The 25,904-nt window shown below is 70.9% G+C and carries 26 protein-coding genes; 16 read left to right on the top strand and 10 right to left on the bottom strand.

Annotation, left to right across the window (positions count from 1 at the left end):
• From KV106_RS33335 to KV106_RS33320, 4 genes are all read left to right on the top strand, one after another.
• Positions 1–717 (top strand): FadR/GntR family transcriptional regulator, encoded by a 717-nt coding sequence (locus tag KV106_RS33335; RefSeq protein WP_261215770.1) that lies wholly within the window; start codon positions 1–3, stop codon positions 715–717.
• Positions 714–2,024: a CynX/NimT family MFS transporter gene (locus KV106_RS33330; RefSeq protein WP_057595270.1), complete on the top strand. Its 1,311-nt coding sequence runs from the start codon at positions 714–716 to the stop codon at positions 2,022–2,024. The genes KV106_RS33335 and KV106_RS33330 overlap by 4 nt, the downstream gene beginning before the upstream one ends.
• A 182-nt stretch (positions 2,025–2,206) precedes the next feature.
• Positions 2,207–2,602 (top strand): hypothetical protein, encoded by a 396-nt coding sequence (locus tag KV106_RS33325; protein WP_057595271.1) that lies wholly within the window; start codon positions 2,207–2,209, stop codon positions 2,600–2,602.
• Between the two features lie 129 nt (positions 2,603–2,731).
• On the top strand, positions 2,732–4,726 hold the full coding sequence (locus KV106_RS33320) for a putative bifunctional diguanylate cyclase/phosphodiesterase (protein ID WP_261215768.1): 1,995 nt from the start codon (positions 2,732–2,734) through the stop codon (positions 4,724–4,726).
• A gap of 3 nt (positions 4,727–4,729) precedes the next feature.
• Here the strand turns inward: KV106_RS33320 and KV106_RS33315 are convergent, their stop codons facing one another.
• The 3 genes from KV106_RS33315 to KV106_RS33305 all read right to left on the bottom strand — a co-directional run bounded on the left by KV106_RS33315 (position 4,730) and on the right by KV106_RS33305 (position 6,811).
• Positions 4,730–5,257: an ATP-binding protein gene (locus KV106_RS33315; protein ID WP_261215766.1), complete on the bottom strand. Its 528-nt coding sequence runs from the start codon at positions 5,255–5,257 to the stop codon at positions 4,730–4,732.
• A 7-nt stretch (positions 5,258–5,264) separates the two neighbouring features.
• Positions 5,265–5,579 (bottom strand): hypothetical protein, encoded by a 315-nt coding sequence (locus KV106_RS33310; protein WP_057595273.1) that lies wholly within the window; start codon positions 5,577–5,579, stop codon positions 5,265–5,267.
• Between the two features lie 74 nt (positions 5,580–5,653).
• The gene (locus tag KV106_RS33305) at positions 5,654–6,811 is read right to left on the bottom strand and encodes a porin (protein ID WP_057595274.1); all 1,158 of its coding nucleotides are present in this window, start codon (positions 6,809–6,811) and stop codon (positions 5,654–5,656) included.
• A 177-nt stretch (positions 6,812–6,988) separates the two neighbouring features.
• Between KV106_RS33305 and KV106_RS33300 the strand changes: the two genes are divergently transcribed.
• The 3 genes from KV106_RS33300 to KV106_RS33290 all read left to right on the top strand — a co-directional run bounded on the left by KV106_RS33300 (position 6,989) and on the right by KV106_RS33290 (position 10,814).
• Positions 6,989–7,660 (top strand): nuclease-related domain-containing protein, encoded by a 672-nt coding sequence (locus KV106_RS33300; protein WP_261215763.1) that lies wholly within the window; start codon positions 6,989–6,991, stop codon positions 7,658–7,660.
• 65 nt (positions 7,661–7,725) lie between these two features.
• Positions 7,726–10,125 (top strand): outer membrane protein assembly factor BamA, encoded by a 2,400-nt coding sequence (gene bamA / locus KV106_RS33295; protein WP_261215755.1) that lies wholly within the window; start codon positions 7,726–7,728, stop codon positions 10,123–10,125.
• 5 nt (positions 10,126–10,130) lie between these two features.
• A complete protein-coding gene (locus tag KV106_RS33290) occupies positions 10,131–10,814 on the top strand; it encodes a response regulator (protein WP_057595277.1) in 684 nt (227 codons plus the stop codon).
• A 3-nt stretch (positions 10,815–10,817) separates the two neighbouring features.
• Here the strand turns inward: KV106_RS33290 and KV106_RS33285 are convergent, their stop codons facing one another.
• Both KV106_RS33285 and KV106_RS33280 read right to left on the bottom strand, forming a co-directional pair.
• Positions 10,818–11,129 (bottom strand): hypothetical protein, encoded by a 312-nt coding sequence (locus KV106_RS33285; protein ID WP_057595278.1) that lies wholly within the window; start codon positions 11,127–11,129, stop codon positions 10,818–10,820.
• Positions 11,126–11,278, bottom strand: a complete 153-nt coding sequence (locus KV106_RS33280; protein WP_261215752.1) for a hypothetical protein — start codon at positions 11,276–11,278, stop codon at positions 11,126–11,128. Before KV106_RS33280 ends, KV106_RS33285 begins: the two co-directional genes overlap by 4 nt.
• Positions 11,279–11,445: 167 nt before the next feature.
• Here KV106_RS33280 and KV106_RS33275 point away from each other — a divergent pair, with 167 nt between their 5' ends.
• Both KV106_RS33275 and KV106_RS33270 read left to right on the top strand, forming a co-directional pair.
• A complete protein-coding gene (locus tag KV106_RS33275; RefSeq protein WP_261215747.1) occupies positions 11,446–13,020 on the top strand; it encodes an ATP-binding protein in 1,575 nt (524 codons plus the stop codon).
• A gap of 7 nt (positions 13,021–13,027) precedes the next feature.
• Positions 13,028–13,738, top strand: coding sequence for a response regulator (locus KV106_RS33270; RefSeq protein WP_057595280.1), 711 nt, complete (start codon positions 13,028–13,030; stop codon positions 13,736–13,738).
• A gap of 9 nt (positions 13,739–13,747) precedes the next feature.
• Here KV106_RS33270 and KV106_RS33265 read toward each other — a convergent pair whose 3' ends face one another.
• The gene (locus KV106_RS33265; protein WP_261215745.1) at positions 13,748–14,530 is read right to left on the bottom strand and encodes a hypothetical protein; all 783 of its coding nucleotides are present in this window, start codon (positions 14,528–14,530) and stop codon (positions 13,748–13,750) included.
• A gap of 97 nt (positions 14,531–14,627) precedes the next feature.
• Here KV106_RS33265 and KV106_RS33260 point away from each other — a divergent pair, with 97 nt between their 5' ends.
• Both KV106_RS33260 and KV106_RS33255 read left to right on the top strand, forming a co-directional pair.
• Complete coding sequence (locus tag KV106_RS33260; protein WP_261215743.1) at positions 14,628–16,025, top strand: coniferyl aldehyde dehydrogenase; 1,398 nt, start codon at positions 14,628–14,630, stop codon at positions 16,023–16,025.
• A gap of 274 nt (positions 16,026–16,299) precedes the next feature.
• Entirely contained in the window at positions 16,300–17,082 is a 783-nt protein-coding gene (locus KV106_RS33255; RefSeq protein WP_261215741.1) for an SDR family oxidoreductase, read from the top strand.
• Between the two features lies 1 nt (position 17,083).
• Here KV106_RS33255 and cynS read toward each other — a convergent pair whose 3' ends face one another.
• Together cynS and KV106_RS33245 are read right to left on the bottom strand one after the other, a co-directional pair.
• The gene (cynS, locus tag KV106_RS33250; protein ID WP_261215739.1) at positions 17,084–17,527 is read right to left on the bottom strand and encodes a cyanase; all 444 of its coding nucleotides are present in this window, start codon (positions 17,525–17,527) and stop codon (positions 17,084–17,086) included.
• A gap of 67 nt (positions 17,528–17,594) precedes the next feature.
• Positions 17,595–18,026, bottom strand: a complete 432-nt coding sequence (locus KV106_RS33245) for a nuclear transport factor 2 family protein (RefSeq protein WP_057595284.1) — start codon at positions 18,024–18,026, stop codon at positions 17,595–17,597.
• Positions 18,027–18,152: 126 nt separating this feature from the next.
• Between KV106_RS33245 and KV106_RS33240 the strand changes: the two genes are divergently transcribed.
• Positions 18,153–18,761, top strand: coding sequence for a TetR/AcrR family transcriptional regulator (locus KV106_RS33240; protein ID WP_261215788.1), 609 nt, complete (start codon positions 18,153–18,155; stop codon positions 18,759–18,761).
• On the opposite strand, the gene KV106_RS33235 is transcribed toward KV106_RS33240, so the two are convergent.
• Positions 18,739–20,400: an L-lactate permease gene (locus tag KV106_RS33235; RefSeq protein ID WP_057595285.1), complete on the bottom strand. Its 1,662-nt coding sequence runs from the start codon at positions 20,398–20,400 to the stop codon at positions 18,739–18,741. The two genes, KV106_RS33240 and KV106_RS33235, sit on opposite strands and share 23 nt — an antisense overlap.
• Before the next feature lie 257 nt (positions 20,401–20,657).
• Here KV106_RS33235 and KV106_RS33230 point away from each other — a divergent pair, with 257 nt between their 5' ends.
• The 4 genes from KV106_RS33230 (at position 20,658) to KV106_RS33215 (ending at position 24,675) form a co-directional block, all read left to right on the top strand.
• Positions 20,658–21,542 carry a LysR substrate-binding domain-containing protein gene (locus KV106_RS33230; protein ID WP_057595286.1) on the top strand — a complete coding sequence of 295 codons (885 nt, stop codon included), beginning with the start codon at positions 20,658–20,660 and terminating at the stop codon, positions 21,540–21,542.
• 190 nt (positions 21,543–21,732) lie between these two features.
• Positions 21,733–22,890, top strand: a complete 1,158-nt coding sequence (locus tag KV106_RS33225; protein WP_057595287.1) for an alpha-hydroxy acid oxidase — start codon at positions 21,733–21,735, stop codon at positions 22,888–22,890.
• 151 nt (positions 22,891–23,041) lie between these two features.
• On the top strand, positions 23,042–24,382 hold the full coding sequence (locus tag KV106_RS33220; RefSeq protein WP_261215710.1) for an MFS family transporter: 1,341 nt from the start codon (positions 23,042–23,044) through the stop codon (positions 24,380–24,382).
• A 62-nt stretch (positions 24,383–24,444) separates the two neighbouring features.
• Complete coding sequence (locus KV106_RS33215; RefSeq protein WP_261215708.1) at positions 24,445–24,675, top strand: hypothetical protein; 231 nt, start codon at positions 24,445–24,447, stop codon at positions 24,673–24,675.
• Between the two features lie 198 nt (positions 24,676–24,873).
• Here the strand turns inward: KV106_RS33215 and KV106_RS33210 are convergent, their stop codons facing one another.
• Positions 24,874–25,866, bottom strand: coding sequence for a tripartite tricarboxylate transporter substrate-binding protein (locus KV106_RS33210; RefSeq protein ID WP_261215706.1), 993 nt, complete (start codon positions 25,864–25,866; stop codon positions 24,874–24,876).
• Positions 25,867–25,904 lie beyond the last annotated feature (38 nt).

Raw genomic sequence — 25,904 nt, 5'->3', positions numbered from 1 at the left:
ATGCTAGCCCAAGCCCCCCGCACCTCCCTGGTCGAAGCCGCCGCCAACGGCATCCGCGCGGAGATCTCCGCCGGCCGCTGGCCCGTCGGCGCGCGCATCCCCATCGAGCCGCAGCTCGCCCAGTTGCTCGGCGTGAGCCGCGGCACCGTGCGCGAGGCCGTCAAGACGCTGGTCTCGCGTGGCCTGCTCGAGGTGCGCCAGGGCTCGGGCACCTATGTGCGCTCGGGCTTCGATCCCGGCGCCAGCCTGCAGAAGCTGCGCCTGGCCAGCCTGCTCGACCAGTTCGAGGTGCGCTGCGCGCTCGAGGTGCAGGCCGCGCGGCTGGCCGCGCTGCGCCACACGCCCGAGGACCTGCGCCAGCTCCACGCCCTGCTCGACCGCCGCGGCACGCCCGCGCCCGACGACGGCGGCAAGGCCTTCATCGAGCGCGACCTCGCCTTCCACCTGGCCATCGTCGACATCGCGGGCAACCTCGCGCTCGCCGAGACGGTGCGCTTCATCGGCGGCTACATCAAGGACACGATCGCCAGCACCATGGGCACGCTGCTGCCCGAGCCCGACGACGCCGCGCACCGCGCCGTGGTCGAGGCCATCGCCAGCCGCGACCCCGAGCGCGCCGACGCCGCCGTGCGCGCCTTCATGACGCCCATGATCGCGGCCCTCGCCGCCGGCTCCGACACCCCCACCGGCGACCCGCGCGCGCCGTCCCGTCCATGACCGCCACCAGCACCTTCCCTTCCGCCGCCACGGCCACCCTGCGCCACGCGCCCGCCGCCGAGGCCGGCCAGCTGCTGATCGACGCCGAGGTCGACAGCCAGCCCGCGCCGCCGCCCACCCCGGCACCGAGCCGCGGCCGCCGCATCCTGCTGGGCGCCAGCGTGGTGCTGATCGCCTTCAACCTGCGGCCGGTGTTCGCCAGCCTCTCGGTGGTGTTGCCCGAGATCGTCCGCGCCACCGGCCTGTCGGCCACCGCCGCCAGCCTGTTGACCACCCTGCCCGTGCTGTGCCTGGGCCTGTTCGCGCCGCTCGCGCCCGGCCTCGGCCGGCGCTTCGGCACCGAGCGCACGCTGCTGGGCTGCATGGCGCTGATCCTGGTCGGCACGCTGCTGCGCGGCACCGGCAACGTGCCGCTGCTGTTCCTCGCCTCGGCGATCGCCGGCAGCGGCATCGCGGTCGCCAACGTGCTGCTGTCGGGGCTGGTCAAGCGCGACTTCGCCGGACAGGCGGCGCTGATGATGGGCCTCTACACCATGGCCGTGTGCGGCGGCGCCGCGAGCGCGGCCGGCCTCACGGTGCCGATCGAGCATGCGCTGGGCGGCGGCTGGACCGCGGCGCTCGCGGTCTGGGCGCTGCCGGCCGCGCTGGTCACGCTGCTGTGGGCGCCGCAGGCGCTGGCGCGCAAGCCGATCGCCAGCGAATCGGGCTTCACCGTGCGCGGCCTGTGGCGCGACCGGCTGGCCTGGCAGGTCACCTGCTTCATGGGGCTGCAGTCCGCGCTGGCCTACATCGTCATGGGCTGGCTCGCGCCCATCCTGCGCGAGCGCGGCCTGGCCAGCGACGTCGCGGGCTACGTGGTCTCGGTCTCGGTCATCACGCAGGTCGTGACCTGCCTCGTGGTCCCCGCGCTCGCGGTCCGGCTGCGCAACCAGATCGGCCTGGCCGTGGCGCTCGCGCTGCTCACCGTGGCCGCCATGCTGGCCCAGCTGTTCGCCCCGCTCGGCGGCGTATGGGTCTGGGCCGTGCTGCTGGGCATCGCGCAGGGCGGCACCTTCGCGCTGGCGCTCACCATGATCGTGCTGCGCTCGCCCGATTCGCACGTGGCGGCGCACCTGTCGGGCATGGCGCAGGGCGTGGGCTACGTCATCGCGGCCTTCGGCCCGCTGCTGGCCGGGCTGCTGCACGGCTGGACCGGCAGCTTCGGCGCCGCCTCGTGGCTGTTCGTCGGGGTCGGTGTCGCGCTGGTGATCGCGGGCATCGGCGCGGGCCGCACCCTGCACGTGGGCGCGGTCACGGTGCCACGCTAGCGTGGTGCTGGCGCGACGCGGTACCCGGGTCCGCGCGCGCCTACAGCAAGAAGCTCGCGCGTCCGAAGGGCGATGGGTCCGGAGCATGAGAAACTTCGTCCCATGCCGACGGTCAGACTGCGGCCCCAAGCAGGCACCGCCCCGATCCACCCGCCTCACGGCTTCTCTTCGACGAGCGCACCATGAAGAAACTTGCCGCCCTGGCCTTGCTGGGCCTGATCCAGACCGCCCCCGCGCTGGCCCAGCGCGACATGGACGTCTATGAAGCCGACCGCCGCTACTGCGCGAGCGGCCGCTCGGGCATGGACTTCCACTCCTGCATGGACCGGCTGCGCTTCGACCGCCAGCGCGACCGCGACCGCTGGGAACGCGAGCGCTGGGAACGCAGCCGCGACGACCGCAGCCGCTGGGAATACGAGCAGCGCCAGCGCTATGCCGCGCCGCCGCCCCCGCCGGTCTACCGCGGCGAACCGCCGAAGCTCAGCGACATGCAGCAGCGCGCGCTCGACAACTGCGTCCTGCTCGCACCGCGCGACCAGCCGCGGTGCCGCGCGACCGTGATGTCGACGGTGCGCTGAAAAAGCGTGCCGTTGCGCTTGCTTTCCCGCGCGCGGTGACCCCGAGGGGACCGCGCAGGCCGCCCGCGGCGGCCGTGCCGCGCTGCGCGATGCGGCGGACCGGTGCATGATGCGTCGCCGATCCATTCCATGAACGCCTCCTCCCCTCCGCAGGAAGAAGAAACCGCCGGCTCGCCCGACGGCCTCGCGCTGTCGCGCATGGTGCGCACCGAGCAGATGCTGGCGGTGCGCCGCAGCGTGCTCGCAGCGATCCCGGTCAACCTGGTGCTGAGCCTCACGGTGGCGCTGCTGGCCCACCACTCGGAGCTGACCGCGCTCGGCCTGGCCTGGCTCGCGCTCTCGCTGGCCGTCAACGTCACGCGCATCTTCGTCTGCCGCCGGCCCTTCGTGCCCGCGCCCAACGCCGACGGCACCGATCCCTCGGTCGACCACGAGCTGCGGCTGGCCTGGCTGTTCGCGCTGCTGTCGGGCTCGGTCTGGGCCCTGATCCCGATCCTCTGCGAGGGCTACACCTCGCCCGAGACCCTGTTCTACCTGACCGTGGTCTGCGGCATCTGCGCCGGCTCGGTCACCTACGGCATCGCCTACGCGCCAGTGCCGGTCAGCTTCATCACACCGGCCCTGCTGTCGGTGATGGGCTGCCTGGTCTGGGCCGGCGGCTTCGACCGCCTGATGCTGGCCGCGATGGTGCTGGTCTATCTCGCGGCGCTGATGCGCGCGGCGCTGCAGAGCGCACGCGGCTTCCGCGAAGGCAGCCGGCTCAAGAACGAGGCCGTGTCGATGGCCGCGCGCCTGCGGCAGTCGCATGCGCTGTCGCTCGAATCGACGCGCCAGCTCGCCTTCCGCGTCGCGCACGACGCGCTCACGGGCCTGCTCAACCGCGAGGGCTTCACGCAGGCCTCGAGCCTGCGCATCGATGCCGGCGGCAAGGAGCGCGAGCACGGCCTGCTGATCCTCGGCATCGACGGCTTCAAGGCCGTCAACGACGCCTTCGGCCACAAGATGGGCGACCGCGTGCTGCAGGACGTGGCGCAGTGGCTGCAGCGCGAGCTGGCCGGCCGCGACGCCATCCTGGGCCGCTGGGGCGGCGACGAGTTCGCGGCCCTGTTCGTCGCCGAAGATGGCGGCCCCTCGCCCGAGCAGGTGGCGCAGGCGCTGATCGAATCGATCGCCTCGGCCACCGCGCAGTACGGCGGCAAGCTGAGCGCGAGCGTGGGCCTGTGCGTCGAGCGCGGCGTGCCGATCGCCGACATGCTGAGCTCGGCCGACGAGGCGCTGCACGAGGCCAAGCGCGCGGGCCGCAGCCGCTGCCGCCGCTTCGACGAGGCCCTGCGCGAACGCCTGGTGACGCGGCGCGACGTGGAGCGCGACCTGCCCGCCGCGGTCGCCTCGCGCGCCATCGGCGTCTGGTACCAGCCGATCCTGGCCGACGGCGGCCGCCGGCTGCACAGCCTCGAGGCGCTGCTGCGCTGGCAGCATCCGCGCCATGGCTGGATCCCGCCCGAGGACGTGATCCGCGCGGCCGCGAGCACCGGCCTGGCCGAATCGCTGCTGCGCCACATCCTGGCCGAGATCTGCGTCGGGCTGCAGGAGCTCGCCGCGGCCGACCCGCGCTTCGAGGCCGTGCCGGTGGCGATGAACGTGTCGCCGCGCGAGATGTCGCAGCTCGCGCTCGACCGCATCGTGCTCGGCGAGATTGCGCGCCACGGCATCGGGCCGCACCGCATCCAGATCGAGATCACCGAGGAGATCGCGCTCGACACCTTCGCCGCCAGCGCGCGGCTGCATGCGCTGGCCGACGCGGGCGTGGCGATCGTGGTGGACGATTTCGGCGTCGGCTATTCCTCGCTGGCCTCGCTGCGCAGCAAGTACGTGCGGCAGGTCAAGATCGACCGCAGCTTCATCTTCGGGCTGGCCGCCTCGCCGGGCAACCGCGTGCTGGTCGAATCGGTGATCCGCCTCGGCCATTCGCTGCGCATCGACGTGGTGGCCGAGGGCGTGGAGACCGTCGAGGAGCTCGAGGCGCTCAATGCGCTCGGCTGTCCTCTGATGCAGGGCTACCACCTCGCGCGGCCCGGACCGCTCGACGTGATCGTGCCCTGGGCCCGGCGCCTGCCGGGCTGAGCCTCAGCGCGAGGCCGGGCCGCCGTGCAGCGGCAGCCGCAAGGTGAGTCCGAGCGGACCGCCCGCGTGCGAGGCCGCATAGAGCCGCCCGCCCAGGCCGGCCGCGATGCGCTCGCAGGCCCGCAGCGGCGCCGCGCCGACATCGCGCCAGTGCACCACCGCCTGCGTGCCCTCGATGCGCGCATGCACGCGCGGCGCGGCGCCCGTCGAGGCCGAGGCGGCCTGCGCAGCCACTTGCGCGAGCAGCTCGCGCAGCTCGCTCTCCACCGCCAGCACGGGTACGGCCTGCGACGGCAGTTCGACGGCGGCGCGCGGCAGCGCCGCGCCGAGCAGCGCGCGCAAGTCGTGCACCGCGCTGCGGCCGAACCGCTGCAGGGCCTCGTCGCGCGCGCGTGCCGCGGCCTCGCGCGCCCGCGCACCGTCGCGCAGGTTCGCGACCAGCAGCGAGCCCATGAGGCCGAACACGCCCGCGAAGCCGAGCCCGATGACGCTCGCGATGGCGAAGCCGAGGTTGCCGGTCTGCATGGCCATGCCGGTTTCAGCGCGGCGCGCCCGGCCGGTATTCGAGCGAGCCCGAGGGCGTGCGCTCGCAGCGGCCCGCGAGCGCGTCGCCGCGCGGGCCCGGCGGCACCGGCCGCGCGCCCTCGGGCTCGCCCTCGCACATGTCCCAGGCAGGCAGCGCGCGCGTGTTCATCGCGCCGGGCAGCGCCATGTGCAGCGGCATCGGCGGCGGCGGACCTTCGCCCCGAAAGGCCGGCGGCGGGCCGTAGGGCATGGGCGGCGGCAGCACGATGCAGCCGCCGAGGCTGGCCACGGCGAGCGCGCCGGCCAGGTGCTTGATACGCAAGGTCATGAAAGCTTCTCCTCTTCTTTTTCTGCATTCGCGCAGGGCCCGCGCGCCGCGAGGCATGCGGGCGCGCGGCGGCGTCAGAACGCGTGGCGGATACCGAAGTCGTAGCCGGTCGAGGACTTGGGCAGGCCGGTGTAGCCCACGCCCGTGCTGCCGTAGCCGGTGGTGCTGGCGGCCGTGAGGCTGCCGGTGTAGGCCGCGTCGTTGCGGTTGCTCACGCGTGCCACGGTGGCGTAGAGCGCGGTGCGCTTCGACAGGTTGTGCACGTAGCCCAGCGCGAGCTTGTTGACGCGCGGATCCTCGCCGTAGAGGCCGGTGGCGCCCTCGTTGTAGCGCACCGCCGAATACGAGGCGCGGATCAGGCCCGGGCCCACCGGCACGGTGGCGCCGATCAGGTAGCCCTTGTAGCTGTCGTGCGTGTTGGTCAAGCCGGTGTCGAACTTGTTCTGCACGTTCGAGAGCTCGCCGAACAGCTTGACCGGGCCGAAGTCGTACGAGGCGCCGAGGTTCACGGTCTGCACCTTGCGCGTGAGCGCGGTGGTGTCGACCGCCACGTTCTGGCCCGCGGCCAGCGCGACGTCGAGCGGCCCGTTGGCATAGCCGAAGCGCCCGCCGATGTAGCGGCCCGCGCTGCTGCTGGTGGCGGCCGTGAGGTCGGTGGCGCTGGTGCGCACGTTCTCGTTCAGGCTGTACTGCACCTGGCCGTAGAAGCCGCCGAGGTTGGGCGGCAGGAAGTACGCGACCATGTTGCTGGCGCGCGCATAGTTGCTGTTGCCGATGCCCGTGCTGCCGCCCACGGTGCTGATCACGTTGGTGCCCGAGCCGTTGGTGCCGAAGGGATCGAACACGGTGTCGTTCCAGAAGGTGGCCGTGTAGTCGCGGCCCAGCCGCACTTCGCCGAAGCCGCCCGAGAGGCTCACGGTGGAGCGCCGGTTGAAGTTGGCGATGCCGGTCGCGCCGTCGTCGTTGGTGATCGGTGCCTCGAGCCAGAAGCTCGCGGCCAGCCCGCCGCCCAGGTCCTCGGTGCCCCTGAAGCCGATGCGACTGGAGTTGTAGCCCGAGTTGGCCAGGCTCCATTGGCTCTGCTTGCTGGTGATGCCGGTGATCGCGTTGCGCGAGGTGGCCGACTGGTAGCTCACGCCGGCGTCGACGACGCCGAACAGGGTGACGGACGATTGGGCACAGGCCAGGCCGGTGACGGTCAGCGCGGCCAGGGCCGTGAGGGATTTCTTCATTCAGGTTTCTCCGGTTTCGGCGCTCTTCATCGAGCGGCCGGAACGGATGCTCCCGTCCAAATTCGGAGGAATCTGGTGCATGGGGGCGAATGTTGTTTTTGCGCGCAATCCCCGATCGCTCGCCTTACCAGAAGTCTCCCAAAAGCCAGGCAATGCTCGCGCTCTGAAGGAGCCACCATGACCATCGCATTGCAAAGCAACCTCGCCGCCTCGCTCGGCGTGCAACAGCTCGCCAACGCATTCCGCCCCGCGTTCGAGCACCTGCGCATTCTTCGCAACCTGATCATCCCGATGCCCGAGGGCTGCGCGGTGCGCACCGCGCGCATCGACGCGGTGGTGGTCTGCGAGACCGGCATCTACCTGTTCGAGATCAAGGCCTGGCGCAACGCCTTCGTCTACCGCAAGAAGTCGGACCAGGCGCCGCCGCGCTGGTTCCTGCGGCTGCAGGGCTGCAACCGCGCGCGCGAGGTGAAGGACCCGGCCTGGCAGGGCGGGCGCAAGACCACGCAGCTGCGCAGCCTGCTGCCCGACGACCTGCGGCTGCAGTACTTCGTGCTGCTGCCCTGCGAGGGCGTGGAGCTCGAGGGCGTGATGCCCGCGGCCGTCATCACGCAGCAGGACCTGCCCTACATCGCGCGGCTGGTGCGCAACAACGGCCGCACCGCGCGCAGCTATCCGCTGCTCGATGCGCAGGCGGTCGAGCGCACGGTGCAGCGGCTGCTCGAGATCCAGGGCGACCTCGACCTGGAGGAGCACCTGCGCAACTGCCGCGCCTGCACCGGCCCCGGCATGCGGGCCTCGCTCGCGGCCCCGGGCTGGCTGTCCGCCAACGCCATCGGACTGCAATAAAGGAGAGAAAGTGAACTCGGCGCGGCGTCCCAAATTTCTCCGACATTGGACGAAACCATGCGCCGATGAAATCTCCGAAGTCCCTCGCGGGCCTGGCGCTGCTCGCCGCGCTGATCGCACCTTCCACCCGGGCCGCCGAGCCCTTCGCCGTGCAGGACATCCGCCTGGAAGGCCTGCAGCGCGTGGAGGCGGGCACCGTCTTCGCGACCCTCGGCCTGCGCGCCGGCGACACCTACAGCGACGAACGCGGCAGCGAAGCGATCCGCGCTTTATTCGCGCTGGGCCTATTCAAGGACGTGCGCATCGACGTCAGCGGCCGCGTGCTGGTGGTGATCGTCGAGGAACGCCCGACCATCGCCGACGTCGACTTCACCGGCACCAAGGAATTCGACAAGGCGGCGCTGCAGAAGGCGCTGCGCGAGGTCGGGCTGGCCGAGGGCCGGCCCTACGACAAGGCGCTGGCCGACCGCGCCGAGCAGGAGCTCAAGCGCCAGTACCTGGGCCGCGGCCTCTACAACGCGCAGGTCGTCACCACCGCCACGCCCACCGAGCGCAACCGCGTGAACCTGAGCTTCGGCGTGACCGAGGGCGAGCCCGCGCGCATCCGCGAGGTCCGCATCGTCGGCGGCAGGGATTTCAGCGAGAGCACGCTGCTCGACCTGTTCGACCAGGACAGCGGCGGCTGGCTCAGCTGGTACACCAAGTCGAACCAGTACTCGCGCGCCAAGCTCGACGCCGACCTCGAGACCCTCAAGAGCTACTACATCACGCGCGGCTACCTCGAGTTCCGCGTCGACTCCACCCAGGTCGCGATCTCGCCCGACCGCCAGGACCTCGCGATCACCGTCAACATCACCGAAGGCGAGAAGTTCACGGTGGCCGGCGTGAAGCTCGCGGGCGACTACCTGGGCCGCGACGATGAATTCAAGACCCTGGTCACGGTCCGGCCCGGCGAGCCCTACAACGGCGAGCAGGTCGCGGCCACCACCAAGGCCTTCACCGACTACTTCGGCACCTTCGGCTATGCCTTCGCGCGCGTGAAGGCCGAGCCCGAGATCGACCGCGCACGCCACCGCGTGACCATGGTGCTGCGCGCCGAGCCCGCGCGCCGCGCCTATGTGCGGCGCATCCACATCGGCGGCAACGCGCGCACGCGCGACGAGGTGATCCGCCGCGAGTTCCGCCAATACGAGGGCGCCTGGTACGACGGCAACAGGATCAAGCTCTCGCGCGACCGCGTGGACCGGCTGGGCTTCTTCACCGACGTGAACGTCGAGACGCAGGAGATCCCCGGCTCGCCCGACCAGGTCGACATCGCGGTGACGGTGGCCGAGAAGCCCACGGGCTCGTTGCAGCTCGGCGCCGGCTATTCGTCCACCGACAAGATCTCGCTGAGCTTCGGCATCACGCAGGAGAACGTGTTCGGCTCGGGCAACTACCTGGGCCTGCAGGTCAACACGAGCTCCTACAACCGCACGATCTCGGTGACCGCCACCGATCCCTACTTCAGCAAGGACGGGATCTCGCGCACCTTCAACCTGTTCCACACCACCACCCGCCCCTACTACGAGGCCGACGGCAACTACAAGCTCGCGAGCGACGGCGGCTCGGTGCGCTTCGGCATCCCGGTCGGCGAGCTCGACCGGATCTACCTGGGCATCGGCGTGGAGCGCTATGCGTTCACGCCCGGCAGCAACGGCAGCTACACGCTGGTCGACGGCTCCTATGTCTACACCGCGACGCCGCAGGCCTACCTCGACTACTTCCAGTGCACCGGCACGGCGCCGAGCGTGAGCTGCGCCAACCGCAACGTGGTGGCCTTTCCGGCCACGCTGGGCTGGTCGCGCGACGACCGCGACAGCGCGCTGATCCCGACCCGGGGCCGGCTGCAGAGCGCGAACCTCGAGGTCGGCGTGGGCGGCGCGCTGCGCTACCTCAAGAGCAACTACCAGTACCAGCAGTACTTCCCGCTGTCCAAGCAGTACACGCTGGCCTTCAACGGCGAGCTCGGCTATGCGCGCGCGCTCGGCGACTCGGCCTTTCCGATCTTCAAGAACTTCTACGCGGGCGGGCTGGGCTCGATCCGCGGCTTCGAGCAGAACTCGCTGGGGCCGCGCGACGCGGTGACCGAAGGCGCGCTGGGCGGCACGCGCAAGGCGATCTTCAACCTCGAGTTCAGCACGCCGTTCCCGGGCGCGGGCAACGACCGCTCGCTGCGGCTGTACAGCTTCCTCGACACGGGCAACGTGTTCGCGAGCCGCACGGCCAGCATGAGCGATGCGCAATGGAAGGCGCAGAACAGGTTGCGTGCCTCGGCCGGCCTGGGCATCAGCTGGATCTCGCCGCTCGGGCCGTTGCGACTGGCCTATGCGGTGCCGCTGCGCTACCAGAAGGAGGACACGGCCAACGGCATCGCGGCCGACCGCACGCAGCGGCTGCAGTTCCAGATCGGCACCGCGTTCTGAGCGCCATGGCCCGCATCCTGCTGGTGGAAGACGCGCGCCACGACAGCGCCGCCGCGCTGCACGGCCTGCTGCACGCGGCCGGCCACGAGGTCGAGCGGATCGGCGACGGCGCGGCCGCGCTCGAGCGCATCCTGCAGGCGCCGCCCGCGCTCACGCTGCTCGAGGTGGCGCTGCCGCGCATCGACGGCCTGCGGGTGCTGGAGGCCGTGCGTTCGCTGAGCGACCATCCGATCATCATGCTGACGGCGCGCACGCGCGAGGCCGACCGGCTGCGCGGGCTCGACCTCGGGGCCGACGACTACGTCTGCAAGCCCTTCTCGCCGCGCGAGGTGGTGGCGCGCGTGAACACGGTGCTGCGCCGCCATGCGCAGCGCCGGCACGCGGCGCGGCCCTCGGCGGCCGTGGCCTTCGATGACGCCGGGGGCGGGGCGCGGCTCGAGGGCCGGCCGCTGGCGCTGACGCGGCGCGAGCTGCTGCTGCTGCGCGCGCTCTCGGGCGACCCGGGCCGGGTGTTCAGCCGTTCGACGCTGCTCGAGGCCGCGTTCCCCGAGGCGCTCGAGGTGAACGAGCGCGCGGTCGACGGCCACATCAAGAACCTGCGCCGCAAGCTCTCGGCCGCGGCGCCCGCGCACGACTGGATCCGCTCGATCTACGGCGTGGGCTTCAGCTTCGCGGAGCGGCCGGCCTGAACTTCAACGGGCCTGGTAGCGGCAGGCCCCCGCGCCGCGGCGCGCGCCCGGCTTCGGCGCGGCGGGACTGTAGCTGTCGAAGGGCTGGCCGGGCCGGGGACGGGCCTGCTGCGGCAGTGCCGCGCGCTCGATCTCCATGATCGGCGCGAGCGTGGAGACCGGCGTGCGGCGCACCGTGCCGCGCCCGCCGGTCTCGGGCGGGCACTCGTCGCGCACCGCGACCACCGTGCCGGCCGCGAGGCCGCAGAAGGCCAGCGCGCCCGCCAGGCGCTGCATGCGCTTGCCGCGGCGCTCGGCGGGCGCGGCAAGGCTCACGTCGACTCCTCCCCGAGGGCCGTGCCGCCGACCACGCAGGGCCGCGTGGTGCGGCCCTCGGCCCAGTGGATCGCGAAGATCCAGGCGGGGGCGAACAGCCCGAACAGCGCGAGGAGCGCGGGCCACAGGAGGTCGATGCACGGTGTCATGGCAGCCATCGTGCGTGCCGATTCGGGAGAAAAATGGGAGATGGGCCCTCCCAGATTCCTCCACATTTGGCGGTCATGATCGGCGGCTTGCCGATGACGCCCCCGTCCGCCCTGCCCGCGCCACCCGCGTCGCCTGTCGCAGAATGCGGCCCTCACCTCCCGAGACCATGCCGCGCCTGCGCCTGACCCTCTCCCGCAAGATCTTCCTCGCGCTCGCCGCGCTGCTGATCGTGCTGCTGCTGAGCTTCGCGGGGCTGTCGATCCTCGCGCTGCAGCGCGGCCTCGGCGCCTACGTGGCCGAGATCGAGATCCGCCGCATGGACTGGCTCTCGCAGCTGGTGCTCAAGCACTACGTGCTCAATGGCGACTGGAAGAGCCTGCGCGACAACGACGAGGCCTGGCACCGGCTGCAGATGGGCCGCGTGGCGACGGTGCTCGACAACGCGAGCACGCCCGACGACCGGCGGCTGCCGCCCTGGTACGAGTACCGCACGCGCGGCGCTCCGCCCGAGGGCTCGGCCGACAACGGCCCGCCGCCGATGCCGCCGGGCCAGCTCGAGCTGCTGCCGCGGCGCGCGGCGCCGGCGATGCCGCCGCCCTTCTTCTTCGCCGATCCGCGCGCGATGGCCGACTCGATCTACCAGCGGCTCGCGGTGCTCGACGCGCAGGGCGCGCGCGTGGTGGGCGCGACCATCGACCCCGAGAACGCGGCGCGCCTGCCGATACGGCGCGGCCGGGCCGTCATCGGCTACCTCGCGCTGGCGCCGCTGCAGGGCCTGGAGAGCGAGGCCGACCGCGCCTTCCTGGCGCGGCAGTCGGGCGTGATCGTGCTCACGGGCCTCGCGGGCCTGGTGTTCGCGCTGGCGCTCTCCTACCTGCTGGCGCGGCGCTGGTTCAAGCCGGTCGACGACCTGACGCAGGCGGCGCAGGACGTGGCGCGCGGCCGGCTGTCGACGCGCGTGGTGGTGCAGGGCTCGGACGAGCTCGCGCTGCTGGGCAAGACCTTCAACGACATGGCGCAGCGGCTCGACACGGTGGAGGCCTCGCGCCGCGCCTGGCTGGCCGACGCCGCGCACGAGCTGCGCACGCCGCTGGCCGCGATGCGCGCCGAGATCGAGGCGCTGCAGGACGGCGTGCGCACCTTCGACGAACGCACGGCGCTGCGGCTGCACCGCCAGGTGATCCGGCTCGGCCAGCTGGTGGACGACCTGCGCAGCAGCATGCGCGCGCCGCAGAGCGACCTGCCGACCACGACGGTGTATCCGCTGTCGCTGCTCAAGGAGGCGCTGGACCACACGCGCGACCGCTTCGCGCAGCGCGGCATCGCGGTCGACCGGCGCGCCATCGACCTGATCGCGGCACGCAAGCAGCCGGCGATCGAGGGCGACGCGCACCGGCTGCACCAGGTCTTCATGAACCTGCTCGAGAACACGCTGGCCTACACCGACCCCGGCGGCGTGCTGCGCATCGACGTCACGGTGGAGGGGCCGTGGACCGGCCACAGCCTCACGCTGCTGTTCGACGACAGCGCACCGGGCGTGCCCGAGAGCGAATTGCCACGCCTGTTCGACCGCCTGTTCCGCGGCGAGACCTCGCGCAGCCGCGAGCACGGCGGCTCGGGCCTGGGCCTGTCGATCTGCCGCACCACCATCGAGGCGCACGGCGGCACCATCGACGCCTCGCCCTCGCCGATGGGCGGGCTGCGCGTCACCCTCACCCTGCCGCTGGCCACTTCACCATGAGCCGCCCATGACCCGCATCGTGATCGTCGAGGACGAAGCCGACATCGCCTCGGTGGTGCAGGACTACCTGCGCCACGCGGGCTACGAGACCACGCATTTCGCCGATGGCCAGAGCGCCCTCGAGAGCATCGTGGCCGCGCCGCCCGACCTGACCCTGCTCGACATCATGCTGCCGCGGCTCGACGGCATCGAGGTGCTGCGGCGCGCGCGCGAGCACACGGCCCATCCGATCATCATGCTGACGGCGCGCATCGAGGAGGTCGACCGGCTGCTGGGCCTGGAGCTCGGCGCCGACGACTACGTCTGCAAGCCCTTCTCGCCGCGCGAGCTGGTGGCGCGCGTGCGCGCGGTGCTGCGCCGCGCCGCGCCGGGCCTGTCCGACCCGGGAGCACCGGGCCGCGCCGCGACCGACGCGGCGCCCGGGCTGGTGCTCGACGACGTGCACTGGCGCGCCTCGCTCGAGGGCACGCCGCTGAACCTCACGCGGCGCGAGTTCGGGCTGCTGCAGGTGCTGTCGCGCCATCCGGGGCGCATCTTCTCGCGCGCGCGGCTGCTCGAGCTGGCCTACGACGACACGGTGGACGTGACCGAGCGCGCGATCGACAGCCACGTGAAGAACCTGCGCCGCAAGCTCGGCGCGGTGACGCCCGGGCACGACTGGATCCGCTCGGTGTACGGCGTGGGCTTCGCGTGGGAAGCACCGCCGCCCGCGGACTGAGCCGCCCCGCTACTGCGGACCGCCGCAGAAGGGCACGGCCGAGGTGTCGGCCGCGGTGAAGCGCATCGTGCTGGCGCGCCGCGCGCTGCGCGGCTTGTTCGCGGGCCATTCGCTCTCGGTCCAGCTGAAGCTCCAGCCATAGGCGGCGCCGGGCCGCGCGGCGTCGGCATAGGCGATGCGCAGGCTGCCGGCGGTCTCGTCGTGGCAATGCGGCGAGGTCTTGTATTCCTTCTCGGAGAAGCAGGCGCGGATCATCTGCGAGCACCAGAACGGGATGTCCTCGTAGGCGGCCCTGGCGCCGGCCGGGTCGCCGTCGATCGGCACGAAGTCGGCCACCACGAAGCTGGCGCCACCGCCCGAATACATGTCGCTGAAGGCGCTCTGCACCGCGACCGCCCAGCGGCCGTCGGCCAGCGGATAGAGCGCGGGCGCGAGCGAGCGCTGCGCCTCGCGGCCGCCACCGAGCTTCGAGGGCGTGCCCTGGTAGGCCGAGAAGTCATGCAGCCGCTGCAGGCGCCAGCTTCCGTCCGCATTTCTCTGGACACGCGCCATGGCGAGCGGCTTCACCGACAGCACCACGTACTCGCCCTCGGCACTGCCGCGCGGCCGGTAGAGGCCGAGCTCGCCGGCGTTGCAGGACGTCGAGAGCAACGCGCACAACGCGGGGCGCCATTGGGCGTCGACCGATTCCGGCTTGGCGACGCGGTCGAAGACCTGGGCTGTGGGGGCGGCGATCGCTGCCGTTGCGGCGAGGAACGAGAGCGCGGCGATGGCGGGACGGATGAAGGGCATGGCGGGATCTTAGGGCGGGCTTGCTGCGGTTCGGGATGCGGGCGGTTCGACGACCGGCATACTTGCCGCCGCCCTTCCCCGACACGCCGAGGCCTCCATGACCCCAGAGCTGCGCCCCCTCTTCGACGCCCAGCGCGCCGCCAGCCTGCGCGACCAGGCCCCGCCCTGGAGCGTGCGCGCCGACCGCCTGCGCCGGCTGCGCGCGCTGGTGCGCGAGCACCGCGCCGCGATCGCGGCCGCGATCAGCGCCGACTTCTCGAACCGGCCGCGCCAGGAGACCGAGCTGGCCGAGGTCTTCCCCACGCTCGAGGGCATCGACCATGCGCTGCGCCACGGCAAGCGCTGGATGCGCGTGCGCCGCCGCAGCACCGGGCTGTGGTTCAAGCCCGCGTCCTCGCGGCTGATGCCGCAGCCGCTCGGCGTGGTCGGCATCGTCGTGCCCTGGAACTACCCGCTGTACCTCGCGGCCGGGCCGCTCACGGCCGCGCTGGCCGCGGGCAACCGCGCGATGCTCAAGCAGTCGGAGTACACGCCGCGCTTCGCCGAACTGTTCGCGCGGCTCGTGGGCGAGGCCTTCGCGCCCGACGAGATCGCGGTGGTCAACGGCGACGCCGAGATCGCGCGCGCATTCGCGAGCCTGCCCTTCGACCACCTGCTGTTCACCGGCTCGACCGAGGTCGGCCGCCACGTGATGCGCGCCGCGAGCGAACACCTGACGCCGGTCACGCTCGAGCTCGGCGGCAAGTCGCCGGCCATCGTGGGCCGCGGCGCCGCCTTCGACAAGGCGGTGGAGCGCATCCTCGTGGGCAAGACGCTCAACGCCGGCCAGACCTGCATCGCGCCCGACTACGTGCTGGTGCCGCGCGAGCAGCAGGCGCGCTTCGTCGAGACCGCGCGGCGCGTGTTCGCCTCGCTCTACCCCGACCTGGGGCGCAACACCGACTACACCAGCATCGTGAGCCCGCGCCATTTCGCGCGGCTCGCGTCGCTGGTGGACGAGGCCCGGGCGCAGGGGGCCGCGGTGGAACGGCTGGGCGACGCGCCGGCCGATGCCGCGTCGCGGCGGCTGCCGCCGGTGCTGCTCACCGGCGTGGACGACGGCATGCGCGTGATGCAGGAGGAGATCTTCGGCCCCGTGCTGCCGCTCGTGCCCTACGACACGCTCGAGGAGGCCATCGGCTACGTCAACGCCCGGCCGCGGCCGCTCGCGCTCTACCTGTTCGAGAAGCAGCGCGCGGACATCGACCGCGTGCTGGCCCGGACCGTGGCCGGCGGCGTGACCGTCAACGACACGCTGTTGCACATCGCGCAGGACGACCTGCCCTTCGGCGGCGTCGGCGCGAGCGGCATGGGTGCCTACCACGGCGAGTTCGGCTTCCAGACCTTCTCGAAGATGAAGCCGGTGTTCCACCAGTCGGGCCTCAACGGCCTCGGCCTGTTCAAGCCGCCCTACGGCAAGACCTTCGAGCGCATGCTGAAGCTGCTGGCGCGCTGAGGCCGCCACCGCGGCCGCGAAGGATCGGGCAAGAACCGGCAAACGCAGGGCCGGAAACGGCCAGCCCCGAAGCGCCCGCGCACCGAAGATGGGCCCATGCGAGAAGAAAGTTCGCCTGCCAGCCGGTGTCGCCGGCGCGACGCCCTTGTTTCGGAGAAAAAGGCAAGAACCGCGTTCGATCCGGATAACGCCCGAGGCGGCAGCGGCGCGACACTTCCAAGCATGCCGGGAGCCCCTTGGCAACCGTGCATCCCCCAAGCATGAGGAGTTATCCATGACCGCAATCCAGGACAAAGTCGTTCTCATCACCGGCGCGAGCAGCGGCATCGGCGAAGCGACCGCGCGGCTGCTCGCGCGTCGCGGCGCGCATGTGGTGCTCGGTGCGCGCCGCACCGACCGGCTCGCGGCGCTCGCGGCCGAGATCCGGGCCACCGGCGGCTCGGCGAGCTTCCAGCGGCTCGACGTCACGCTGCGCCCCGAGATGGAGGCCTTCGCCGAACTGGCGCTCGAGCGCCACGACCGCATCGACGCGCTGGTCAATGCCGCGGGCGTGATGCCGCGCTCGCCGCTGTGGATGCGCAAGATCGAGGAGTGGGAGCTCATGATCGACGTCAACCTGCGCGGCGTGCTGCTCGGCATCGCGGCCGTGCTGCCGACCATGCAGGAACAGGGCTGGGGCCACATCGTGAACCTCGCGCCGGTGTCGGTCACGGGCGTGACGGCCGAGTCGGCCGTCTACCACGGCACGCAGTACGCGGTGGACGCGATCTCCGAGGGCCTGCGCCAGGAGCATGCGGGCCGCGTGCGCGTGAGCGTGCTCCATCCCGAACTCGCGCCGCCGGGCGATCCGCGCCTGGAGCGCATCGCGGCGGGCCTGGCGGGCGAACGCATGTCGACGCGGCGGCGCCTGCTGGCGCCGGCCGACGCGGTGGCGCGTTCGATCGCCGGCGCGATCGAGGGCGGCTACTACGCGGCGCATCCCGTGCCCGCGCTGCTGCGCTCGCCGGGCGGCCGCTCGGACAGCGCGCCCGAGGAGCCGGCCGAGTACGCCTTCTGATTCAGTAAGTCTTGTAGGGCAGGAACTTGCCCGAGAGCACCACGTTCACGCGGTCGCCCTTGGGATCGGGCTCGCGCTGGATGTCCATGCTGAAGTCAATGGCGCTCATGATGCCGTCGCCGAACTCCTCGTGGATCAGTTCCTTGATGGTGGTGCCGTAGACGCTGACGATCTCGTACCAGCGGTAGATCAGCGGATCGGTCGGCACCGCCGAGGGCAGCGAGCCCTTGTACGGCACCACCTGCAGCCACTTCTGCTCCTCGGCGTTGAGGCCGAAGATGCGCCCGACGATCTTGGCCTGCTTCTCGTCGAGCGTCATCTGGCCGAGACAGGCGGCGGTGGTCCATTCCTTCGAGAGGCCGAGCTTCTTCGCGACATCGGCCCACTGCAGGCCCTTGGCCACCTTGGTGGCGATGATCTTCTCGGTGACGTCGTTGCGGTTCATGTTCAGGTGCTCCTTGAGTGCCGGACACGGGCAAGCAACAGGCGTGCCGCCGCCCGGCCCGGCGCCATCAGGCGCGTTCCCAGCGGAACTTGCGCTCCGACTCCGCGATGGGCTGGTCGTTGATGCTCGCGTAGCGCCGCTGCATCAGGCCGTTGGGCGCGAACTCCCAGTTCTCGTTGCCGTGGCTGCGGAACCAGTGGCCCGAGTCGTCGTGCCATTCGTACTCGAAGCGCACCGCGATGCGGTTGTCCATGAAGGCCCAGAGCGTCTTCTTCAGGCGGTAGTCGAGCTCGCGCACCCACTTGCGCTGCAGGAACTGCACCACCTGCTCGCGGCCGTTGACGAAGTCGGCGCGGTTGCGCCATTCGGTGTCGGGCGTGTAGGCCAGGCTCACGCGCACCGGGTCGCGCGTGTTCCAGGCGTCTTCGGCGGCCTGGACCTTCTTGAGCGCGGTCTCGAGCGTGAACGGGGGCAGCGGCGGGCGGGATTCGGATTCCATGGCGGTCTTTCGGTGAAGAGGAGAAGGTTGGAAAAAGGCAGAGGCGGTGTAGCCCGGCCGCAATGTGCCATATGTAGACAGACCTGTCTACATGGCGGCGGGAGTGCCTACAATCGCGCCATGGACCTGGACCTTTCCGCCCTGCCCGCGCGCGAGCGCATCCTGCTCACGGCGCACGACCTCTTCTATGCCGACGGCATCCGCGCCACCGGCATCGACCGCGTGATCGCGGCCTCGGCCGTGACCAAGGTCACCTTCTACCGCCACTTCCCCTCGAAGGACGACCTGGTGCGCGCCTTCCTCGACCACCGGCATGCGCGCTGGATGGCCTGGTTCGTCGATGCGCTGGGGCGGCGCGGCGCGCACGAGCGCAGCGGCGACGCGCAGGCCCTGCTGCTGCTGGCCGACGTGATGGCCGAATGGTTCGCCGACCCGGTGTTCCGCGGCTGTGCCTTCATCAATGCCGTGGCCGAGGTCGGCGGCAGCGTCGAAGGCGCGGCCGAGCGCGCGCGCGATCACAAGCGCGAGATGGTCGAGGTGATCGCCGACCTGCTCCCCGCCACGCTGCCGCAGCGCACGGCGCTCGCGCAGGCCGCCGCCATCGGCATCGACGGCGCGATCGTCAAGGCGCAGATGGGCGGCGCCGAGCTGGTGCGCGAGGCGGTCGAGGACCTGCGCCGGCTGCTGCGCGCGCTGGCCGACGCCGCGGCGCCTACTTCACCACCATCGCGGTGAACGGCCACACATAGGCCTGCAGGGTCACGAGGATGCCGACCAGGCAGGCCAGCGCGATCGAGTGGAAGAACACGTAGCGCAGGATCTCGCCCTCGTGGTTGAACCAGCGCGTGGCGGTCGAGGCCACCACGATCGACTGCGCATCGATCATCTTGCCCATCACGCCACCCGAGCTGTTGGCCGCGCCCATGAGGTTGGGGCTCAGCCCGAGCTGGTCGGCCGCCACCTTCTGCATGCCGCCGAACAGCACGTTCGAGGCCGTGTCGGACCCCGTGAGCGCCACGCCCAGCCAGCCCATCAGGGTGCCGAAGAAGGGATACAGCACGCCCGTGTTGGCGAAGGCCAGGCCCAGGGTGGTGTCGAGCCCCGAGTAGCGCGTGAGCGTGCCCAGCGCGAGCATCAGCACGATGGTGAGCAGCGAGAACTTCACCAGCCACAGCGTGCGGCCGTAGGCGGCCACGAGCTGGACCGGGTTGTACTTCATGACCAGCCCGCCCACGAGCGCCGACACCAGGATGCCGGTGCCGGTGGCCGAGAGCAGCAGCAGCTGGTAGACCGCGCCTTCCTTGGTCGGCTTGGGCACCACCGGCGCCACCTTCTCGATCATGTTGTGCAGCCCCTCGATCGGGAAGTTGGGCGCGAAGATGCCGTTGAGCCAGGTCTTGACCGCGGGCAGGCCCCAGATGAACACGAACACCGTGAGGATCAGCCACGGGGTCCAGGCGCGCACCACCGCGGCGGTGGGATGCCTGGTGGGCGCGCCCACCGGCGCGGCCTCGCCGCCGTCGGCCTCGTGGCCCTTGAGCGAGACCGAGGTCCAGACCTTGGCAGGCCTCCACACGCGCAGGAACAGCACCAGGCAGACCATCGAGACGATGGCCGCGATGATGTCCACCAGCTCGGGACCGATGAAGTTCGACACCAGGTACTGCGGGATCGCGAACGACACACCGGTGACCAGGATCGCCGGCCAGATCTCCCACATGCCCTTGCGGCCCGCGAAGGCCCAGATCAGCCAGAACGGCACCAGCACCGAGAAGAAGGGCAACTGCCGGCCGATCATCGCGGTGACGGCCATCAGGTCGTAGCCGTGCACCTTGGCCAGCGTGATCACCGGCGTGCCGAGCGCGCCGAAGGCCACCGGCGCGGTGTTGGCGATCAGCGAGAGCCCCGAGGCCGCGAGCGGCGAGAAGCCCAGCCCGATCAGGATGGCGGCCGTGACCGCCACCGGCGTGCCGAAGCCGGCCGCGCCCTCGAAGAAGGCGCCGAAGGCGAAGGCGATCAAGAGCAGCTGCAGCCGCCGGTCCTCGGTGATGCCGGCGATGGAGTCCTGCAGCACCTGGAAGCTGCCGTTCTGCTGCGTGAGCTGCTGCAGGAAGATGATGTTGAGCACGATCCAGCCGATCGGCAGCAGCCCGGTGATGCCGCCGAGGAAGGCGGCCTTGCCCGCCATGTCGGCCGGCATACCGAAGGCGAAGACCGCGATCGCCAGCGCGCTGAGGAGGCCGAGCCCGGCCGCGAAGTGGGCCTTGACGTGCAGGAGGCCGAGGCACACCAGCATCACCACCACCGGTATCGCGGCGAGCGCCGTCGATACCACCATGTTCCCGAACGGGTTGTAAACCTGCTGCCAAACCATGTGTCTGTCTCCGTACTGTTGGTATTCGATGTGACGGATGCGCTGCAACACACTGCGATCGCTCAAGCCTCCTTTGCCGTTTCTCTCCTCTGCACTGCACTGCGGCGCGGCGAAACGAAGCGCCGGGGCGGTCGGGCCCGCGGCGCTTCGATACCATCGTACGCCCGCAACCCCCGCGGCGCACCACCTGCGGACAACCGTGGGCCGGCCCGCCCCCTCGGGTACAACCTCCTTCTACGCACTGCCTTCGCACCTTCATGGCTTCCACGCGCCTTCCCTCGACCCAGGGCCTGCTCGCCTTCGAGGCCGTCGCGCGCCTGCGCAGCGTGAACCTGGCGGCCGAGGAGCTCAGCGTGACGCCCAGCGCCGTGAGCCACCGCATCCGCCAGCTCGAGTCGCAGCTCGGCCTGCGCTTCTTCGCGGGCAGCGACTTCAGCCTCAGCGCCGACGGCATCGTCTACCTGGCGCGGGTGCGCGAGGCCATCTTCGCGCTCGAGCAGGTGCCCGGCCGCGAGGCCGCGCCCAACACCCGGCGGCTGCGCGTGGCCGTCACGCCCACCTTCTCGCGCCAGATCCTGATGCCGCAGCTCGCGCGCTTCTGCGAGGCCCATCCCGAGGTCGAGCTGGTGATGCAGGTGACGGCGCCGATGCGCGAGAACGCGCTCGACGAGGCCGACATCGAGTTGCGTTTCGGCGCCGGACCGTTCCGCCAGCGCGAGTTCCTGCAGTTCCCGGCCGATGCGCTCACGCCCGTGTGCAGCCCGGCCTACCTGAAGCGCCACGGTCCGTTCGAAGGCTTCGCCACCCGGGCCGAGGTGGAGCGCGCCCAGCTGCTGCGCACCCCGCTCGAGAACTGGCGCATCTGGTTCGCGGCCCACGGCATCGGCCTGCCCGAGCCCGCCAGCGGCGCCCAGTTCACCGACCTGGGCCTGCTGCTCGAGGCGGCGGCCGAAGGCCTGGGCGTGGCGCTGATGCGGCTGCACCTGGGCCGCGCCTGGATCGACGGCGGCCGGCTGGTGCGGCTGTCGCCGGTCAGCGTACCCTCGCCCAACCACTACTTCCTGTGCTGGCGGCCGGGTGCGCTGGAGCGGCCCGAATGCGCCGCGTTCGTGGCCTGGGCGCGGCAGTCGCTCGAAGGCTGACGAGGTGTGAAGTGGTCGCCTGAATTCTTTTCAGATCGCCGGCCAGCGTTTTTCAGCCCGGCCGGGCCCCGCCGAAGCCACACTCACGGCGCCGCGCGTTGCGCTGCGGGAGGGGCTGCTGCCCAATAATGGCGGCGGCCCGGCCCCCAGGCCCGCCCACGACAACAACCCGTTCCACAGGAGACTCCCCGTGCCCGACCTTTCCAAGATCACCTGCATCGAAGACCTGCGGGTGGTCGCCAAGCGGCGCGTGCCGAAGATGTTCTACGACTACGCCGACTCCGGCGCATGGACCGAGGGCACCTACCGCGCCAACGAGAGCGACTTCCAGAAGATCAAGCTGCGCCAGCGCGTGGCGGTCAACATGGAGGGCCGCTCCACCCGCACCACCATGATCGGGCAGGACGTGGCGATGCCGGTGGCGATCGCGCCCACGGGCCTCACGGGCATGCAGCACGCCGACGGCGAGATCCTGGGCGCGCTCGCGGCCAAGGCCTTCGGCATCCCGTTCACGCTCTCGACCATGAGCATCTGCTCGCTCGAGGACATCGCCGAGAACACCGGCCGCCATCCGTTCTGGTTCCAGCTCTACGTGATGAAGGACCGCGACTTCATCGAGCGCCTGATCGACCGCGCGCGCGCGGCCAACGTGTCGGCGCTGCAGCTCACGCTCGACCTGCAGATCCTCGGCCAGCGCCACAAGGACATCAAGAACGGCCTGACCACGCCGCCCAAGCCCACCATCAAGAACCTGCTGAACCTCGCGACCAAGCCGCACTGGTGCCTGGGCATGCTGGGCACCAAGCGCCGCACCTTCCGCAACATCGCGGGCCATGCCAAGGGCGTGAAGGACCTGTCCTCGCTGTCCTCGTGGACCGCCGAGCAGTTCGACCCGGCGCTGAACTGGGGCGACATCGAGTGGATCAAGAAGCGCTGGGGCGGCAAGCTGATCCTCAAGGGCATCCTCGACGCGGAAGACGCGCGGCTGGCTGCGAACAGCGGCGCCGACGCGCTGATCGTGTCGAACCACGGCGGACGCCAGCTCGACGGCGCGCCCTCCTCGATCAGCGCGCTGCCGGCCATCGTCGATGCCGTGGGCCGCGACATCGAGGTCTGGATGGACGGCGGCATCCGCAGCGGCCAGGACGTGCTCAAGGCACGCGCCCTCGGTGCCCGCGGCACGCTGATCGGCCGCAGCTTCCTCTACGGCCTGGGCGCCTACGGCCAGGCCGGCGTGACGCGCGCGCTGCAGATCATCCACAAGGAACTCGACGTGACCATGGCGTTCTGCGGCCACACGAGCATCGACACGGTGGATTCGGGGATCCTGCTGCCGGGCACGTTCTAGCAGGTCCGCGCCAGGGGCACGGGCCGCGCGCAAGGCCACGTCGGCGATAGGCCGATGCGGCACCCGCTGACACGACCCGGCCGTCGTGCGGCGCAGAATGGTCCGGCAACAACAACACGGCCGCCGGCCCGTTCGGTGGCCCACAGGCACCATGAGCGCGACCACGCCCCTCCAGGCCGGCCCGGCAAGCCCGGCGGCCTCCGCATCCCCACCCCACTACAGCGCGGAAGAGAAGCGCCACCGCGTGTTCGCGATCATGGCGGCCTCCTCGGGCAACCTGGTCGAGTGGTTCGACTTCTACGTCTACGCGTTCTCGGCGCTCTATTTCGCGCCGGCCTTCTTCCCCAAGTCCGATCCCACCGCGCAGCTGCTCAACACCGCCGGCGTGTTCGCGGCCGGCTTCCTGATGCGGCCGATCGGCGGCTGGCTGTTCGGCCGCATCGCCGACCGGCTCGGGCGCAAGACCTCGATGCTGATCTCGGTCACGATGATGTGCGGCGGCTCGCTGGTCATCGCCTGCCTGCCGACCTACGCGGCCATCGGCGCCTGGGCGCCGTTCCTGCTGTTGATGTGCCGGCTGTTCCAGGGCCTGTCGGTGGGCGGCGAATACGGCACCACCGCCACCTACATGAGCGAGGTCGCGCTGCGCGGGCAGCGCGGCTTCTTCTCCTCATTCCAGTACGTCACGCTGATCGGCGGCCAGTTGCTCGCGGTGCTGGTGATCGTGGTGCTCGAGCAGCTGCTCAGCGAGGCCGAGCTCAAGGCCTGGGGCTGGCGCATCCCGTTCGTGATCGGCGCCATCGCCGCGGTGGTCGCGCTGCTGCTGCGCCGCACGCTGCACGAGACGCAGAGCGACGAAGCGAAGAAGAACAAGGAGGCCGGCAGCATCGGCGGCCTGTTCAGGCACCACACGCCGGCCTTCCTCACCGTGCTGGGCTACACGGCCGGCGGCTCGCTGATCTTCTACACCTTCACCACCTACATGCAGAAGTACCTGGTGAACTCGGCCGGCATGTCGATCAAGACCGCCAGCAACGTGATGACCGCCTGCCTGTTCATCTACATGTGCATGCAGCCGCTGTTCGGCGCGCTGTCGGACCGCATCGGCCGGCGCAACAACATGCTGCTGTTCGGCGGCCTGGGCGCGATCGCCACCGTGCCGATCCTCACCGCGCTGCAGCACACCACCAGCCCGCTGCTGGCCTTCGTGCTGATCATCGTGGCACTGGCCATCGTGAGCTTCTACACCTCGATCAGCGGCATCGTGAAGGCCGAGATGTTCCCGCCCGAGGTGCGCGCGCTCGGCGTGGGCCTGGCCTACGCGGTGGCCAACGCGATCTTCGGCGGCTCGGCCGAGTACGTGGCGCTGGGGCTCAAGTCACTGGGCCACGAGTCGGCCTTCTTCTGGTACGTGAGCGCGATGATGGTGATCGCCTTCCTCGTGAGCCTGCGGCTGCCGAGACAGGCCAGCTATCTGCACCACGACCATTGACCTGCTTGCGCGATCCGGCGGCGCGCGGCACACGACTCGGCCATCTGGTTCTGGTAGGTGCCATGAACCGCCTCAAGCATCCCGCAGCCATCGTGGCCGGCGCGCTCATCGTCGGCTTCCTGTTCTACAAGCTCATCGGGCCTGTGGGCCTGTGGTACGAACTCCATCACGCACGCAATGACGGCGACCTGGGCACGCTCTACATGGTCGCGCTTGGCGTGCAGTGCGTGTCGATCGTCATGGGCGGCTGGCTCGGCAGCCGCGTCTACCGGTGGCTGCGGCGCGGGTCCTGAGGGTCCCGGCTATCCCCGGCATGAGGATTTCCAAACCCGCGCCGAGGCGATGCACGGCACCATGGAGCCTCAGCCAGGAGAACCACCATGACGCTCATCAGGAACCTCAGAAAACTCGTCGGCGGCGCCATCTCGCTCGCGGGCGCCGCGGTGCTGATCTCGCAGCACCTCTGACGCACCGCCCACAGCCCGCGGCGCTCAGTCCGCGTACACCCCCGCGGCCTTGATGATCGGGCTCCACTTCGCGATCTCGGCCGCCACGAACTTCTTGTGGCCCTCGGGCTCGATGCGCCCGTCGGTCGCGACCACGGCGCCCAGCGCTTCCTCGCGCTTGATGAAGTCGGCGTCCTTCAACGCGGCCTTCAGGGCTTCGTTGAGCTTCTTCTGGATCGCCGCCGGCGTGCCCTTGGGCGCGTAGAGGCCGTGCCAGATCGTGACCTGGAAGTCCTTCAGGCCCGACTCCTGCAAGGTGGGCAGGTCCTTGAGCAGCGGCGTGGTCAGGCGCTTGGGCGAGGTCACGGCATAGGCCTTGACCTTCTTGGCCTCGATCTGCGGCGAGGTGTTGGTGGTCTGGTCGCACAGCAGGTCGATCTGGCCGCCGATCAGGTCGGTGATGGCCGGCGCCGTGCCCTTGTAGGGCACGGTCGTCATCTCGGTCTTGGTGGCGCTCTGGTAGAGCAGGCCGCACAGGTGCGAGGCCGAGCCCACGCCGGCGTTGCCGATGTTGATCTTTCCCTTGTTGGCCGACACCCACGAGGACAGCTCGGCGTAGTTGTTGGCCGGCAGGCTGGGCTTGGCGATCAGGGTCATCGGCACGTCGTTGACGATGCCCAGGTACTCGAAGTCGGTCTCGACCTTGAACGGCACGTTGCGCACCAGCGTCGGCACGGTGGCCATGGCGATGTGGTTGAGCAGCAGCGTGTAGCCGTCGGGTGCCGCGCGCGCCACCTTGGCCGCGCCGATCGAGCTGCCCGCGCCGGGCACGTTGTCGATGATCACGCTCGCGCCGCCCAGCGGCTTGCGCAGCGCCTCGGCGAGGTCGCGCGCGACGCGGTCGGTGGGGCCGCCGGCCGCGAAGGGCACGACGATGGTGACGGGCTTGCCCGCCGGGAAGTCCTGCGCCTGAGCGGGGAAGGCACAGGCGGCGGCCACCGTGGCGAGGGCGAAGGCGAAAGCGAAACGCTGGGTCATGGAGTCTCCGGGTATTGAAAGGTCGAATGCGAAAAGAG

The sequence above is a fragment of the Variovorax endophyticus genome (assembly GCF_025376855.1).
Classification (GTDB): domain Bacteria; phylum Pseudomonadota; class Gammaproteobacteria; order Burkholderiales; family Burkholderiaceae_C; genus Variovorax.
Note: the sequence above shows the minus strand (reverse complement) of the source record. Positions and strands in the feature narration are given on the sequence as shown.

Excerpts from the sequence above, each read along its gene's own strand:
- KV106_RS33335 (WP_261215770.1), top strand. The coding sequence starts at position 1 with ATGCTAGCCCAAGCCCCCCGCACCTCCCTGGTCGAAGCCGCCGCCAAC.
- KV106_RS33330 (WP_057595270.1), top strand. The coding sequence starts at position 714 with ATGACCGCCACCAGCACCTTCCCTTCCGCCGCCACGGCCACCCTGCGC.
- KV106_RS33325 (WP_057595271.1), top strand. The coding sequence starts at position 2,207 with ATGAAGAAACTTGCCGCCCTGGCCTTGCTGGGCCTGATCCAGACCGCC.
- KV106_RS33320 (WP_261215768.1), top strand. The coding sequence starts at position 2,732 with ATGAACGCCTCCTCCCCTCCGCAGGAAGAAGAAACCGCCGGCTCGCCC.
- KV106_RS33315 (WP_261215766.1), bottom strand. The coding sequence starts at position 5,257 with ATGGCCATGCAGACCGGCAACCTCGGCTTCGCCATCGCGAGCGTCATC.
- KV106_RS33310 (WP_057595273.1), bottom strand. The coding sequence starts at position 5,579 with ATGACCTTGCGTATCAAGCACCTGGCCGGCGCGCTCGCCGTGGCCAGC.
- KV106_RS33305 (WP_057595274.1), bottom strand. The coding sequence starts at position 6,811 with ATGAAGAAATCCCTCACGGCCCTGGCCGCGCTGACCGTCACCGGCCTG.
- KV106_RS33300 (WP_261215763.1), top strand. The coding sequence starts at position 6,989 with ATGACCATCGCATTGCAAAGCAACCTCGCCGCCTCGCTCGGCGTGCAA.
- bamA (WP_261215755.1), top strand. The coding sequence starts at position 7,726 with ATGAAATCTCCGAAGTCCCTCGCGGGCCTGGCGCTGCTCGCCGCGCTG.
- KV106_RS33290 (WP_057595277.1), top strand. The coding sequence starts at position 10,131 with ATGGCCCGCATCCTGCTGGTGGAAGACGCGCGCCACGACAGCGCCGCC.
- KV106_RS33280 (WP_261215752.1), bottom strand. The coding sequence starts at position 11,278 with ATGACACCGTGCATCGACCTCCTGTGGCCCGCGCTCCTCGCGCTGTTC.
- KV106_RS33275 (WP_261215747.1), top strand. The coding sequence starts at position 11,446 with ATGCCGCGCCTGCGCCTGACCCTCTCCCGCAAGATCTTCCTCGCGCTC.
- KV106_RS33270 (WP_057595280.1), top strand. The coding sequence starts at position 13,028 with ATGACCCGCATCGTGATCGTCGAGGACGAAGCCGACATCGCCTCGGTG.
- KV106_RS33265 (WP_261215745.1), bottom strand. The coding sequence starts at position 14,530 with ATGCCCTTCATCCGTCCCGCCATCGCCGCGCTCTCGTTCCTCGCCGCA.
- KV106_RS33260 (WP_261215743.1), top strand. The coding sequence starts at position 14,628 with ATGACCCCAGAGCTGCGCCCCCTCTTCGACGCCCAGCGCGCCGCCAGC.
- KV106_RS33255 (WP_261215741.1), top strand. The coding sequence starts at position 16,300 with ATGACCGCAATCCAGGACAAAGTCGTTCTCATCACCGGCGCGAGCAGC.
- cynS (WP_261215739.1), bottom strand. The coding sequence starts at position 17,527 with ATGAACCGCAACGACGTCACCGAGAAGATCATCGCCACCAAGGTGGCC.
- KV106_RS33245 (WP_057595284.1), bottom strand. The coding sequence starts at position 18,026 with ATGGAATCCGAATCCCGCCCGCCGCTGCCCCCGTTCACGCTCGAGACC.
- KV106_RS33235 (WP_057595285.1), bottom strand. The coding sequence starts at position 20,400 with ATGGTTTGGCAGCAGGTTTACAACCCGTTCGGGAACATGGTGGTATCG.
- KV106_RS33230 (WP_057595286.1), top strand. The coding sequence starts at position 20,658 with ATGGCTTCCACGCGCCTTCCCTCGACCCAGGGCCTGCTCGCCTTCGAG.
- KV106_RS33220 (WP_261215710.1), top strand. The coding sequence starts at position 23,042 with ATGAGCGCGACCACGCCCCTCCAGGCCGGCCCGGCAAGCCCGGCGGCC.
- KV106_RS33215 (WP_261215708.1), top strand. The coding sequence starts at position 24,445 with ATGAACCGCCTCAAGCATCCCGCAGCCATCGTGGCCGGCGCGCTCATC.
- KV106_RS33210 (WP_261215706.1), bottom strand. The coding sequence starts at position 25,866 with ATGACCCAGCGTTTCGCTTTCGCCTTCGCCCTCGCCACGGTGGCCGCC.